The 13,859-nt window shown below is 44.1% G+C and carries 10 protein-coding genes, 2 tRNA genes and 1 rRNA gene; 5 read left to right on the forward strand and 8 right to left on the reverse strand.

The genetic code is table 11. From position 1 onward, the window contains the following. Positions 1–147 precede the first annotated feature (147 nt). The 3 genes from DXB58_RS05125 to DXB58_RS05135 form a co-directional block, all read right to left on the reverse strand. Positions 148–224 (reverse strand) — tRNA-Ala (locus tag DXB58_RS05125). Between the two features lie 58 nt (positions 225–282). Next, positions 283–359: transfer RNA gene (locus DXB58_RS05130), tRNA-Ile, on the reverse strand. 186 nt (positions 360–545) lie between these two features. Beyond that, a 16S ribosomal RNA gene (locus DXB58_RS05135) occupies positions 546–2,070 on the reverse strand. Positions 2,071–3,400: 1,330 nt separating this feature from the next. Here DXB58_RS05135 and DXB58_RS05150 point away from each other — a divergent pair. The 5 genes from DXB58_RS05150 (at position 3,401) to gldH (ending at position 8,169) form a co-directional block, all read left to right on the forward strand. Next, the gene (locus DXB58_RS05150; RefSeq protein WP_004299950.1) at positions 3,401–3,913 is read left to right on the forward strand and encodes a ferritin-like domain-containing protein; all 513 of its coding nucleotides are present in this window, start codon (positions 3,401–3,403) and stop codon (positions 3,911–3,913) included. A gap of 187 nt (positions 3,914–4,100) precedes the next feature. Then, positions 4,101–5,054, forward strand: a complete 954-nt coding sequence (gene metF / locus DXB58_RS05155; RefSeq protein WP_004299949.1) for a methylenetetrahydrofolate reductase [NAD(P)H] — start codon at positions 4,101–4,103, stop codon at positions 5,052–5,054. Between the two features lies 1 nt (position 5,055). Next, on the forward strand, positions 5,056–6,180 hold the full coding sequence (locus tag DXB58_RS05160) for a DNA polymerase III subunit delta (protein WP_008997855.1): 1,125 nt from the start codon (positions 5,056–5,058) through the stop codon (positions 6,178–6,180). Positions 6,181–6,194: 14 nt separating this feature from the next. Continuing rightward, on the forward strand, positions 6,195–7,718 hold the full coding sequence (locus DXB58_RS05165) for a regulatory iron-sulfur-containing complex subunit RicT (RefSeq protein WP_122136126.1): 1,524 nt from the start codon (positions 6,195–6,197) through the stop codon (positions 7,716–7,718). Then, positions 7,696–8,169: a gliding motility lipoprotein GldH gene (gldH, locus tag DXB58_RS05170; RefSeq protein ID WP_118419206.1), complete on the forward strand. Its 474-nt coding sequence runs from the start codon at positions 7,696–7,698 to the stop codon at positions 8,167–8,169. Before DXB58_RS05165 ends, gldH begins: the two co-directional genes overlap by 23 nt. Positions 8,170–8,172: 3 nt before the next feature. Here gldH and rodA read toward each other — a convergent pair whose 3' ends face one another. From rodA to DXB58_RS05195, 5 genes are read right to left on the reverse strand one after another with little or no spacing between them, the layout of a single operon-like run. Further along, positions 8,173–9,630, reverse strand: coding sequence for a rod shape-determining protein RodA (gene rodA, locus DXB58_RS05175; protein ID WP_074558944.1), 1,458 nt, complete (start codon positions 9,628–9,630; stop codon positions 8,173–8,175). Then, the gene (gene mrdA, locus DXB58_RS05180; RefSeq protein WP_122136127.1) at positions 9,611–11,473 is read right to left on the reverse strand and encodes a penicillin-binding protein 2; all 1,863 of its coding nucleotides are present in this window, start codon (positions 11,471–11,473) and stop codon (positions 9,611–9,613) included. Before mrdA ends, rodA begins: the two co-directional genes overlap by 20 nt. Positions 11,474–11,475: 2 nt before the next feature. Further along, positions 11,476–11,973: a rod shape-determining protein MreD gene (gene mreD / locus DXB58_RS05185; RefSeq protein ID WP_122136128.1), complete on the reverse strand. Its 498-nt coding sequence runs from the start codon at positions 11,971–11,973 to the stop codon at positions 11,476–11,478. After that, positions 11,970–12,815, reverse strand: a complete 846-nt coding sequence (gene mreC / locus DXB58_RS05190; protein ID WP_122136129.1) for a rod shape-determining protein MreC — start codon at positions 12,813–12,815, stop codon at positions 11,970–11,972. The genes mreD and mreC overlap by 4 nt, the downstream gene beginning before the upstream one ends. Before the next feature lie 7 nt (positions 12,816–12,822). Further along, positions 12,823–13,845 (reverse strand): rod shape-determining protein, encoded by a 1,023-nt coding sequence (locus DXB58_RS05195; protein WP_004304915.1) that lies wholly within the window; start codon positions 13,843–13,845, stop codon positions 12,823–12,825. Between the last annotated feature and the right edge of the window lie 14 nt (positions 13,846–13,859).

The following is a 13,859-nucleotide window of genomic DNA, read 5'->3' on the forward strand; positions in this document are numbered from 1 at the left end:
TTCTTAAATTGAAAATTGAGAATTGAGAATTAAAAAATAATACTCAATGACAACATCAATCACGTACGGTTTGATATATACTTTTAGCTCTTACTAAAATTTTACTTTTTGTACATCATGTCAAAGATCGTTTCTCTTTTTCAGAGATGGTGGAGAATAACGGATTCGAACCGTTGACCCTCTGCGTGCAAGGCAGATGCTCTAGCCAGCTGAGCTAATCCCCCAAGAGGTTATCAAGAATTACTGCATTCCGCTGACGCGTCATTCCTCCGTTCTTGAGCTTGGTAGTCCCAGGCAGAGTTGAACTGCCGACCTCTACATTATCAGTGTAGCGCTCTAACCAACTGAGCTATAGGACTAGTTCAACCTTGTCTACCTGTATGTTAGACTCGGCTTCTTTTTTCTCTTGTTTATCTCTATCTATACTTCTATAGATGGTTGATCTATATATTATAAATAAACAAGTACCAGTAGTACAAAAAACAGAACCTTTAAAGTCTTTAAGTTGCTGTCACGTTTAGGTGACAGTTACGACATCGCTCCAGAAAGGAGGTGTTCCAGCCGCACCTTCCGGTACGGCTACCTTGTTACGACTTAGCCCCAATTACCAGTTTTACCCTAGGACGCTCCTTGCGGTTACGTACTTCAGGTACCCCCGGCTTTCATGGCTTGACGGGCGGTGTGTACAAGGCCCGGGAACGTATTCACCGCGCCATGGCTGATGCGCGATTACTAGCGAATCCAGCTTCACGAAGTCGGGTTGCAGACTTCGATCCGAACTGAGAGAGGTTTTTGGGATTAGCATCACGTCGCCGTGTAGCTGCCTTCTGTACCCCCCATTGTAACACGTGTGTAGCCCCGGACGTAAGGGCCGTGCTGATTTGACGTCATCCCCACCTTCCTCACATCTTACGACGGCAGTCTCTCTAGAGTCCTCAGCATGACCTGTTAGTAACTAAAGATAAGGGTTGCGCTCGTTATGGCACTTAAGCCGACACCTCACGGCACGAGCTGACGACAACCATGCAGCACCTTCACAAATGCCTTACGGCTAACCAATTTCTTGATTATTCATTTGCAATTTAAGCCCGGGTAAGGTTCCTCGCGTATCATCGAATTAAACCACATGTTCCTCCGCTTGTGCGGGCCCCCGTCAATTCCTTTGAGTTTCACCGTTGCCGGCGTACTCCCCAGGTGGAATACTTAATGCTTTCGCTTGGCCGCTTACTGTATATCGCAAACAGCGAGTATTCATCGTTTACTGTGTGGACTACCAGGGTATCTAATCCTGTTTGATACCCACACTTTCGAGCATCAGTGTCAGTTACAGTCTAGTGAGCTGCCTTCGCAATCGGAGTTCTTCGTGATATCTAAGCATTTCACCGCTACACCACGAATTCCGCCCACCTCTACTGTACTCAAGACTGCCAGTTTCAACTGCAATTTTACGGTTGAGCCGCAAACTTTCACAACTGACTTAACAATCCACCTACGCTCCCTTTAAACCCAATAAATCCGGATAACGCTCGGATCCTCCGTATTACCGCGGCTGCTGGCACGGAGTTAGCCGATCCTTATTCATATGGTACATACAAAATTCCACACGTGGAAAACTTTATTCCCATATAAAAGAAGTTTACGACCCATAGAGCCTTCATCCTTCACGCTACTTGGCTGGTTCAGGCCTGCGCCCATTGACCAATATTCCTCACTGCTGCCTCCCGTAGGAGTTTGGACCGTGTCTCAGTTCCAATGTGGGGGACCTTCCTCTCAGAACCCCTATCCATCGTAGTCTTGGTGGGCCGTTACCCCGCCAACAAACTAATGGAACGCATCCCCATCGATAACCGAAATTCTTTAATAAAAATATCATGCGATATTCGTATACTATCCGGTATTAATCTTTCTTTCGAAAGGCTATTCCGGAGTTATCGGTAGGTTGGATACGTGTTACTCACCCGTGCGCCGGTCGCCATCTCTTCTATTGCTAGAAAAATGCTGCCCCTCGACTTGCATGTGTTAAGCCTGTAGCTAGCGTTCATCCTGAGCCAGGATCAAACTCTTCATTGTAAAAGTATTTTTTATCATCAGTTAAGATGACTTTTTGCTCTGTTCAGGACGCCGTAAATTTATTGACCTTATTCAAATACCTATTAGTCTTAACTGTATCGCTACTGAATAAGACAAGTATTGACGGTTCTATTTTTTTACTTGTACTACTTGTATTGTTTATCAATATTTCAAAGAACTAACGTGGCTTCCGCCGCTTCTGCTTTCTTTGCGAAAGCGGATGCAAAGATAAGGACTTTTTCAGATAACCTCCAAACTTTTTTCAAAGTTTTTTTTGTTTTTATTTTCTGTGGCCTTCATCTTATAGCAGAATGTCAATCATTAGGCTCTGTCTCTCTAGCAAAGCGGGTGCAAAAGTAGACAACTTATCTATAACATCCAAATATATCTGACTATTTTTTCTAATTATTTTTAGATACCCACCCTAACTTACTGAATCATAACGATGTTATAGAACATATTTTTCTTCATATATGTTACATCTATATGAAAACAGGCCGGAAATGACACATTATTATATTACATACGCGCGTGTAGAGCAAATAACAAAAAGACATTCGCAAAGAGAGGGTAAAAAGAGAAGTACTCTTAAAGAAACAAACTAAAAAATAGATTTCTACAGGACAAGAACACATAAAAAAGTGAGAATAGCTATCCGTTATCACTCTACTTTGGTTTATAATTCGCTCCTACTAATCAATAAATAAATTACTATCCTAATTTCAGCATACAGGTGTCTTTCTTTATAAGATATGACACTTCATAGGCTTTTTTCTTATGTTCAATATTCATTTGCTTAGTAATTGGCAAGGGCTCACTGCAGTGAACAAATAAGCTATCAGATGTAAACAAATAAGCTAACGATAGTAAACAAATTCGTTCACTGCAGTGAGCTGTTAGAAGACATTAGGGCTTATCAGAAGAATCACGAGGGATAAACATCTATTATATAAGGCATTGACGTCTATTGTATAGGAGAGTATAAGATAAAAGCGAATAGACAAGCCACTTATTATAAACTGTTTAACATAGAATCAGGACGAGACAGGGTGAGGGTAACTTTTTACCCTCACCCTACTACCACACTTACCCTCACACGTTGTAACCACGATGAATAAAGGGATTGAGCGAAGGTGTGAGGGTGTGAGGGTAAAAGTGATACAAAAATTTAGTTGAAATGAAATATTAAAAGCATCCATGTTCTATTAAAAAAGAAGGAGCTACACAGTGCAATGCATTCTTTCTGTTAAAACCTCCGGGATACTCAAACAAAAAGAACCTCCGTCTGTTACATTAGCGATTTAAACATAGTAACCTAAACTTTAAAATTATGGCTAGAGAAAGTGTAAAAATCCTACAAGGTAAATTAGATGTAGAAAGTTTAATTTCACAGTTGAACGCAGCATTGGCTGAAGAGTGGTTGGCATATTACCAATATTGGGTAGGTGCATTAGTAGTGGAAGGCGCCATGCGTGCCGACGTACAAGGTGAGTTCGAGGAACATGCCGAAGAAGAACGTAGACATGCACAGCTGCTTGCCGACCGTATCATCGAGCTGGAAGGGGTTCCGGTACTTGATCCGAAACAATGGTTCGAACTGGCAAGATGCAAATATGATGCTCCGCAAGGCTTCGATTCAGTCAGTTTGCTGAAGGATAATGTTGCTTCCGAACGCTGTGCCATTCTCCGTTATCAGGAAATTGCCGACTTTACTAACGGGAAAGATTTCACCACTTGTGATATCGCCAAACATATTCTTGCCGAAGAGGAAGAACATGAACAAGATTTACAAGATTATCTGACTGACATTGCCAGAATGAAGAAATCATTTCTCGAAAAGTAAATTCTAATTTAATAATGATTAGGTGAGAGAGGGTGCATCCGAAATACAGGATATGCCCTCTTTTATGTAATAGTACGATAAAAACCAAACTATTTTCAAACAAATCAAGAAGAAATCTTTCTTTTTTCGTATTTTTGTCCCAATATGCATGTTTAATCCAAGTAGATAACAACATCAACGAAAAGGAATGAAAGTAATTGATTTAATAAATAACAGTAAAGGTACAGCTTTTTCTTTCGAAATTCTCCCTCCTTTGAAGGGAACCGGAATCGAAAAGCTCTATCAGACAATCGACACTCTTCGAGAATTTGATCCGAAATATATCAATATCACCACGCATCGTAGCGAATATGTCTACAAAGATCTCGGCAACGGGCTCTTTCAGAGAAACCGCCTGAGAAGGCGTCCGGGAACAGTCGCTGTGGCGGCAGCCATTCAGAATAAATATAATATTACTGTGGTTCCTCATATCCTGTGCAGTGGTTTCACGCGTGAGGAAACCGAATATGTATTGCTGGATTTGCAATTTCTGAATATAACAGATTTGCTGGTACTCCGTGGAGACAAGGCTAAACATGAATCGGTATTTACTCCCGAAGGAGACGGATATCATCATGCGATTGAATTGCAGGAGCAGATTAATAATTTCAATAAAGGAATCTTCGTTGACGGTTCGGAGATGAAAGTCACCGCCAGTCCTTTCTCGTATGGCGTGGCGTGTTATCCGGAAAAGCATGAAGAATCTCCTAACATAGAGACAGATCTTTACTGGCTGAAAAAGAAGGTAGAAACTGGTGCAGAGTATGCTGTGACACAATTATTCTACGATAATAAGAAATATTTCGATTTTGTGGAGCAGGCTAAGGCAGCAGGTATCAACATTCCTATCATTCCGGGAATCAAGCCTTTCAAGAAAATCTCCCAACTAAGCATGATCCCCAAAACATTCAAGGTGGATTTGCCGGAAGATCTGGTGAAAGAAGCATTGAAATGCAAAAATGACGCGGAAGCCGAACAGGTGGGTGTTGAATGGTGCGTGGCTCAATGCAAGGAGTTGATGGAACACGGAGTTCCGAGCATCCATTTCTATTCCATCGGAGCAGTAGACAGTATCAAGGAAATAGCCAAAATCATTTATTGATATGTTTTTCAGAGACGTAATCGGACAAGAAGAAATCAAGCAACGACTCATTCAGGAAGTGAACGAGGGGCGTATTCCACATGCCCAACTCATTTGCGGTCCCGAGGGAGTTGGTAAAATGCCATTGGCTATCGCATACGCACGCTACATCAGTTGCACCAATCGGGGCGAGGAAGATGCTTGCGGTGTTTGTCCGTCTTGTGTGAAATTCAATAAGCTGGTACATCCGGATGTGCATTTCGTATTCCCCATCGTAAAAAGTGCGAAAGGAAAGAAAGAAGTGTGCGATGATTATATTGCCGATTGGCGGCCATTTGTTATTAACAATCCTTATTTTAACCTCAACCATTGGCTGGGTGAAATGGATGCGGAGAACTCGCAAGCGCTGATTTATGCCAAAGAGAGCGATGAGATCCTGAAGAAGCTCAGTCTGAAATCCAGTGAGGGTGGATTTAAGATTACGATTGTATGGTTGCCCGAGAAAATGCACCCGGTATGCGCCAATAAGTTGCTGAAACTGCTTGAGGAGCCACCCGAAAAGACGATTTTTCTGTTGGTATCCGAAGCTCCGGACATGATTCTGCCTACCATCTTGAGCCGTACTCAACGTATGAATGTGCGGAAAATTGACGAAGCCAGCATCGACCGGGTATTGCAGAGTAAATATCATGTTCAGCCTGCGGATAGCATTTCGATTGCTCATCTGGCAAACGGAAATTTCGTCAAGGCACTCGAAACGATTCATCTGAATGAGGAGAATCAGTTATTCTTCGAGCTCTTCGTCAACCTGATGCGCTTGTCCTATCAACGGAAAATAAAGGAGATGAAGATGTGGAGCGAACAGGTGGCCAGCATGGGACGCGAACGCCAGAAAAACTTTCTGGAATATTGCCAGCGCATGATCCGCGAAAACTTTATCTTTAACCTGCACCAGCGCAACCTGACGTATATGACTATTAACGAACAGAATTTTGCAACTCGCTTTGCACCTTTTGTCAACGAACGTAATGTGATGGGCATCATGGACGAATTAAGCGAAGCTCAGCTACATATAGAACAGAACGTAAATGCTAAAATGGTATTCTTCGACTTCTCACTGAAGATGATCGTACTGTTGAAGCAATAATAAATATATAACTTATGGAATATAAACTTCATAATGGGAGCGGCGGCCTTTGCTGCAAAGGATGTTCCCGACAAGATAAAAAACTGAATACCTACGACTGGCTGGCAGATATACCGGGCAATGCGGAGGAGAGTGACATGGTAGAAGTGCAGTTCAAGAATACCCGGAAGGGATATTTTCGGAACAGCAACAAGATCAAGCTGGAAAAAGGAGATGTAGTTGCCGTAGAAGCAGCTCCGGGTCATGACATCGGAGTAGTTACATTGACGGGCCGGCTCGTTCCGCTGCAAATGAAGAAAGCAAACTTCAAGGCAGACACGGAAATCAAACGTGTCTACCGGAAAGCGAAGCCAGTGGATATGGAGAAGTTCAACGAAGCGAAAGCCAAAGAACATGCTACCATGATCCGTGCACGCCAAATTGCATTAAACCTCAATCTGGATATGAAAATCGGTGACGTGGAGTATCAGGGAGATGGTAATAAGGCTATTTTCTACTACATCGCTGATGAACGGGTAGACTTCCGCCAGTTAATCAAAGTATTGGCCGAAGCTTTCCGCGTACGTATTGAAATGAAACAAATCGGTGCCCGTCAGGAAGCCGGACGTATCGGCGGAATCGGTCCGTGCGGACGCGAGCTCTGCTGTGCCACATGGATGACGAGTTTTGTTTCTGTGTCTACCAGTGCTGCCCGTTTTCAGGACATTTCACTAAATCCGCAAAAACTTGCCGGACAGTGTGCTAAACTGAAATGTTGCCTGAACTATGAGGTAGACTGTTATGTAGAAGCTCAAAAACGACTTCCTTCGAGAGAGATAGAGTTGGAAACAAAGGATGGTACTTTCTATTTCTTCAAGGCGGATATTCTAAGCAATCAGGTTTCTTACTCCACGGATAAGAACTTCCCTGCCAATCTGGTTACAATCAGCGGCAAACGTGCTTTTGAAGTCATCTCCATGAATAAGAAAGGAATGAAACCGGACAGCTTGCTCGAAGAAGAAAAGAAACCGGAACCAAAGAAACCGATCGACTTGCTGGAACAGGAAAGTGTGACCCGCTTCGATCGCAGCCGGAATAATAAAGATGGCGGCAACAACGCTAACCGGAACAATAAAAAGAAGAAGAAGGGAAACAATAATAGTAATAATAACGGCAACCGCCCGCAACAACAAGCGGAAGGCGGAAATCGTCCGCAGCAACCTCAACGGGAGAATGATAACCGCCCGCAGTCGTCAGAAAACGGCAACAGAGGGGAAAGAGATAACCGCCCGAGAAATAACAATAACAACCGGAACAGAGGACAGAATCAGGGACGGAACAACGAAAACAGACGTCCGGAAAGGGGACAGAACCAAGAACGTCCGCAAGGTCAGGAACGTCCACAAGGCCAGGAACGCCCGCAGCAACAAGACCGCCAACGGGAACAGCAAGGACAGGAACGTCAGGAACGCCGTCCTAATCAGGAGCGTCCTTCCAGACCGGAAAGAAATCAGAATCAGGAGAAACTGCCAAATAATGAAAAGCCTACTCAAGAATAGCTTATTTGTTCTATTCAGCGCTTGCTTACTGACAGCCTGCAATGAAAATACGGTGTATCACTCTTATCAATCCCTTCCCGACGAGGGATGGGGAAAGAGTGATACACTCTCTTTTCAGATTCCTATCACCGACAGTATTCCCACTACCCTCCGGCTTTTTGCGGAAGTCCGCAACAGAATAGAATATCCTTATCATGACCTCCATTTATTTATCAGTCAGAATCTACAGGATTCTACCGTATGGCGTACTGATACCATTGCTTTCAGTCTGGCTGACTCTACAGGAAGATGGACGGGACACGGATGGGGAAGCATTTACCAATCGGAAACTTTTATCAAGTCTGTCCTCCCCTTGCGTTCCGGCAACTACACGATTAAAGTGATAAACGGAATGAAAGATGAAAAGCTACAAGGATTGAGCGATGTAGGTATCCGTATTGAAAAACAGTAAAAGTTAAAGCCTTCTGCCACGACCTGCATCAATCCGCAGGAAGATGAACAACAATATCGTAAATCCCCATAAGGAAGAGCCTCCATAGCTAAAGAAAGGCAATGGAATACCAATCACCGGAGTCAACCCCAGTACCATACCGACATTGATAAATAAGTGGAAAAGGAAAATACTGACGACCGAATATCCATAAACCCGGCCAAAATTAGAAGTCTGCCGTTCGGCCAGGAAAATTAATCGCAAAATCAAAATAAGGAAAGCCAGCAGGACAGCAGCTGAACCCACAAAACCTTGTTCTTCACCTACTGTACAAAAAATAAAGTCGGTATCCTGTTCGGGCACGTACTTCAACTTCGTTTGTGTACCATTCAGGAATCCTTTCCCTGTTAGCCCGCCGGAACCAATGGCAATCTTAGATTGGTTCACGTTATATCCGGCACCGGTCAAATCTTCTTCCAAACCAAGCACTACCTTTATACGGACCTGTTGATGAGATTCCAATATATTATCAAATACATAATTACTGGAATACAGGAAGCCGATAGAACCGATTGTAAACAGAGCAATCAGGAAATAGGTACGTTGCCGCTCACTTAATGCCAGATAAATCAGATAGCCTATCACAACAGCGCAAAGCGCCCATTGCACCCAAACCAGACTAAAGTGTACCCAGTATTCCGATATTAAATAGGCTATCAGCAATATGCCCAGACTTCCACCAATGATATTACGGGTAGCAGGCCATTTCTTGCGATATACCCACACCATGCCACCAGCAAATAATAGGATCAATAATAATACGATAAATTCGCCTAACGGCGTAGGGGTATCGGCTATAAATACTTCATCAAAACGGATGCCGACCACAAAGTAGATTACGGCGCATACGCCTGCAAAAAGTACTACTCCCGGCATTCCTTCACGGTAAAGAACTAGGAAAAAGGCGAGATAAACCAATGCAGAACCTGTCTCCCGCTGACCGATAATCAATAACATCGGAAGAAGAATGATGAATCCCAGGATAAAGGCACATTTTTCTTTTTTGATGCTGAATGAATAAGAGTTCATATATTTGGCCAAAGCCAAGGCCGTAGCAAACTTGGCAAACTCGGCAGGTTGCAAGCTAACAGGCCCCATCACCAGCCAGGAGCGTGAGCCTTTTGTGTCCGGTGCTATGAAGATGGTAACGATGAGCAAGAGAATCATCCCCACATATACAATGTACGCGAACATATCATACATACGGTCTTCCAGCATCAACAAAACAAATCCAAGCCCGAAGGAGCAGATAATCCACACAAACTGTTTACCGGCACGGGTTGAAAAATCCAGAAAGTCACGTTCACCATAGTCGTAACTGGCTCCGCAAACGCTGAACCATCCGCCAACAATCAGGAGCAGGTAAATAAAAATCGTTACCCAGTCCAGTGATTTCCACAAACTATCGTTCCTCGTTACCATACAATATCACTCTGTTACTAATTTCTTCCGCTCTTAATTCATTTTCCGGTGATAATTTCCCGTTTATATATTGTTCCATCATCAACGCACCAACCGGCACACCATAAGTAGCTCCCCAACCACCATTCTCCACATAGACGGCAATAGCTATCTTGGGTTTATTCATAGGTGCAAAGCCCATAAATACCGAGTGGTCGTGCCCACGATTCTGTGCAGTACCTGTTTTACCACAGGCCTCCAGCCCCGGAACCATCACGGACAGCATACGACAGGTACCGCCGGTGGCCGCACCACGCATCCCTTCTACCACTGATTCATAATGTCTCTTCTCAATAGTGGTATAACGCGGTACACGATAGATGCTATCCAACTGGTTGTCCTGGATTTCCTTTACAATATGCGGTGTCACGAAATACCCTCTGTTGGCAATCGTCGCTCCCAAGTTGGCTATTTGAAGAGGAGTGGATAGAATTTCTCCCTGTCCGATAGAAATACTAATAACGGTCAGTCCGTTCCAATGTCCGCGATAAGCCTTATCATAGAACTGTGCATTCGGAATCAATCCCCGTTTCTCTCCCGGCAGATCAACTCCCAGCTTGTAGCCAAATCCCTGCGAAACCATGTGGTCTTTCCAGACCGTTATGGCATTCTGCGGTGAACCGTATTTACGGTCGCCGAACATACGGAACAATCCCCAACAGAAATAGGAGTTGCACGAAGTGGCAATGGCAGGAATCAGAGGCAAAGGAGAGCCGTGAGCATGGCAACCTACTGTCAATCTTCCGTAATGGAACCCATGCGAGCAAGGGAATGCCGGACTTTGTTCGGTTATGATTCCTTCTTGCAGGAAGGTCAGTCCCTGTGCTGTTTTAAAAGTAGATCCCGGAGGATACACTCCCATCAAGGCACGATTCAGAAGTGGTTTCGTTATGTCACGTTGCAAGGCCAGATGGTTCTTACCACGCTGACGACCAATCATCAAATGCGGATCGTAATTGGGAGAGGATACCAGACAAAGGATTTCCCCGGTTTCCGGTTCGATAGCTACCACACTTCCGATTTTATTCTTTAATAAACGCTCGCCCAGCATCTGCAAGTCAATATCCAGGCTCAATGTCAGGTTCTTACCGGGAACGGAAGGACGGTCATATTCGCCATCCATATAATGCCCTTGGATACGGCCGTGCGCATCGCGAAGCAGAATTTCAATTCCTTTCACACCACGAAGATACTTTTCATACGATTTTTCGACTCCCAGTTTGCCGACATAGTCACCACGAATGTAGTATCCTTCTTCATCGGCCTCCATTTCTTTTGCGGAGACTTCTCCAATATCCCCTAAAGCATGAGCGGCAGCGTTGTATGTATATTGGCGAATGGTACGCCGTTGAATATAAAAGCCACGGAACTTAAATAGTTTTTCCTGAAAGACACCACATTCTTCTGCCGAAAGTTGCGACATAAACAACTGGTTGGTATAGCGGGAATATCCAGGATTACGGCGACGATCTTTCATGTCGCTCATAATTTTCAGGAACTGCGAACGGGTGATATTCAGCGATTGGCATAAATCGAGGGTATCGAGATTCTCGACTTCCTTCGGCACAATCGTTATGTCATAGGCCGGCTGGTTGAATACCAGCAGTTTGCCGGTCCGGTCATAAATAGCGCCGCGTGAGGGATATTGGATTTTATTCAGAAAAGCGTTACTGTCGGCATTCTTTTTGTAGTCATCAGTCGTGATCTGCAATACAAAAAGACGTATCAGATAAATCAGAACAATGGAGAGAGCAATACCTCCGATTACAAATTTGCGCTTCTCTAAGATATAATCTTTTGCCATCGTTACCTCTTAATCCCTTCTATAGCTATGATACAGGTTACAGTCAGAATAGTGCAAAGGAGCACTCGCAACAATAACAGCCAAATGCTGGTAAATGAGAAGAACTCGATGGAGAGTAATGCCAGACTGTGCACAAAAACACTTGCAGTAGTATATTTTAGAAAAGGACTGATTCCCATCGTCTTGAAAGAGGGAATGAGGCTGTCCGGATTATCACGGGGCATGAACAGACGAAGCAAAGAGGGCCGGAGAAAAGCAAGCAACACGGCAGCCGCTGCATTCATTCCCGGAGTATCGGAAAAAATATCAATGGTCAGTCCGAAGAAGAAAGCCCACAGCATCAGTTCATTGCGGGAAGTGCCGGAGCTGAACTTCAGAATAAAGTAGATATAGAGAAAAGGAGTTGCGTATCCGGCAATATGCACATTATTCAGAATCAGTACCTGAAGAAGCACCAAGCCGATAAACCATCCGATTCTATGTATATAAGTAATTATCATTCTTGCGTCACCTTGTTTTCAAGTTTCTTCTGTTCTTCCTGTCCCGTCCGGGCTATCACGCGAACATCACTCAACTTACCGAAATCAGTAGCCAGCTTAATCTTCAACAGATAGGAAAGTCCGTCATTAGAATCGGACATATCATCCACCGTTCCCACCATGACACCTTCCGGAAAGACAGTCGAGAAACCGCTGGTGACGACCGTATCTCCCAAATTAAACTCTGCATGACGAGGCAGGTCTTTCAGATAAGCATAGCGCGAATCTCCATGTTCCCACTTCAGGTAGCCGAAGTAATCGCTACCGACAATCTTACAACTGATATTCGACTTGCTGTTCAGTACCGAAATCACCACCGAATAAGAAGGGGATGTTTCATAAACAATCCCTACAATTCCATTACCGTCCACGACTCCCATTTCGGAGCGAATGCCGGAAGAAGAGCCTTTATCAAGTGTGATATAATTATCAACGAGATTCAAGCTGTTCTTTATCACATGAGCCTTGAACAGCTCATAATCCGTTTGCGACACCTGCCGAATACTTTTGATAGTCAGAGAATCAAGCTGACGCTCTCTCAATGCTTTCTCCAGATTAGTAATCTGTTGTTCGAGCACCATGTTCCGGTCCATCAGGTCTTCATTGACCGATTTCAGATGAAAATAAGAGGAAACTCCTCCCGAAACTTCATAAACTGCCCCCACAACCGTATTGGCAGAAGTGAAGAATGCACTCTGCTGATAACGGTTGAACCGAAATAACAAAACAAAACTGGCTACCTCCAATACGATGAAGAGGAACCAGTAATTGTATTTCAGAAGGAAGTTTAATAAATTCCTCATTCCCGGTTTATCTCATTAAGAAAGAGAAACGGTCTACGTTCTTTAATGCCACACCTGTACCTTTGGCAACTGCGTGCAAAGGATCTTCCGCAATATGGAAAGGAATGTTGATCTTGTCGGTCAAACGCTTATCCAGTCCACGAAGCAATGCACCACCTCCGGAGAGATAGATACCATTGTGCACAATATCAGCATATAGTTCAGGAGGCGTATTTTCCAATGCACTCAAGATAGCTGTTTCAATCTTTGAAATAGATTTCTCCAGACAGTGAGCTACTTCCTGATAGCATACAGGCACTTCCATTGGAAGAGCTGTGATACGGTTCGGACCATGCACGATATAATCTTCCGGAGCATCTTCACCCAGTTCGGTTAAAGCAGCACCCACATTGATCTTGATACGTTCGGCCATACGCTCGCTGACTTTCACATTGTGCTGACGGCTCATGTATTCGCGAATATCTTCCGTCAGGTCATCACCGGCAGTACGAATGGAGTTGTTGGAAACGATACCTCCCAAAGAGATAACGGCAATTTCCGTAGAACCACCACCTATATCGACAATCATGTTTCCTTCCGGAGCCTCTACGTCGATACCGATACCGATTGCCGCAGCCATCGGTTCAAAAATCAAATAGACGTCACGGCCACCGGCATGTTCCGCAGAGTCGCGGACGGCACGGAGTTCGACTTCCGTACTTCCCGAAGGAACGCCAATCACCATGCGAAGAGAAGGTGAAAACAAATGGTTGCGAGTATTCACCTGCTTTATCAAACCGCGCATCATCTGCTCGCAAGCATAGAAGTCGGCAATCACTCCGTCTCTCAACGGACGGATGGTACGTATGTTTTCGTGGGTTTTTTCATGCATCAACTTCGCCTTTTCCCCCACGGCAATCATCTTTTCTGTACGGCGATCCAAAGCCACAACCGAAGGTTCATCGACCACGATTTTTCCATTCGTGATGATGATAGTATTGGCTGTGCCCAAGTCCATTGCTATCTCTTGTGTAAAAGAAAATAATCCCATTCTTAATTCTTATT

This window comes from Bacteroides sp. OM05-10AA (genome assembly GCF_003439055.1).
Taxonomy (GTDB): Bacteria; Bacteroidota; Bacteroidia; order Bacteroidales; family Bacteroidaceae; genus Bacteroides; species Bacteroides intestinigallinarum.

What these genes read in the sequence shown, in the direction of transcription:
- DXB58_RS05150 (WP_004299950.1), top strand. Translation starts at nt 3,401, where the DNA reads ATGGCTAGAGAAAGTGTAAAAATCCTACAAGGTAAATTAGATGTAGAA.
- mreD (WP_122136128.1), bottom strand. Translation starts at nt 11,973, where the DNA reads ATGATAATTACTTATATACATAGAATCGGATGGTTTATCGGCTTGGTG.
- mreC (WP_122136129.1), bottom strand. Translation starts at nt 12,815, where the DNA reads ATGAGGAATTTATTAAACTTCCTTCTGAAATACAATTACTGGTTCCTC.
- mrdA (WP_122136127.1), bottom strand. Translation starts at nt 11,473, where the DNA reads ATGGCAAAAGATTATATCTTAGAGAAGCGCAAATTTGTAATCGGAGGT.
- rodA (WP_074558944.1), bottom strand. Translation starts at nt 9,630, where the DNA reads ATGGTAACGAGGAACGATAGTTTGTGGAAATCACTGGACTGGGTAACG.
- DXB58_RS05165 (WP_122136126.1), top strand. Translation starts at nt 6,195, where the DNA reads ATGGAATATAAACTTCATAATGGGAGCGGCGGCCTTTGCTGCAAAGGA.
- DXB58_RS05160 (WP_008997855.1), top strand. Translation starts at nt 5,056, where the DNA reads ATGTTTTTCAGAGACGTAATCGGACAAGAAGAAATCAAGCAACGACTC.
- metF (WP_004299949.1), top strand. Translation starts at nt 4,101, where the DNA reads ATGAAAGTAATTGATTTAATAAATAACAGTAAAGGTACAGCTTTTTCT.
- gldH (WP_118419206.1), top strand. Translation starts at nt 7,696, where the DNA reads ATGAAAAGCCTACTCAAGAATAGCTTATTTGTTCTATTCAGCGCTTGC.
- DXB58_RS05195 (WP_004304915.1), bottom strand. Translation starts at nt 13,845, where the DNA reads ATGGGATTATTTTCTTTTACACAAGAGATAGCAATGGACTTGGGCACA.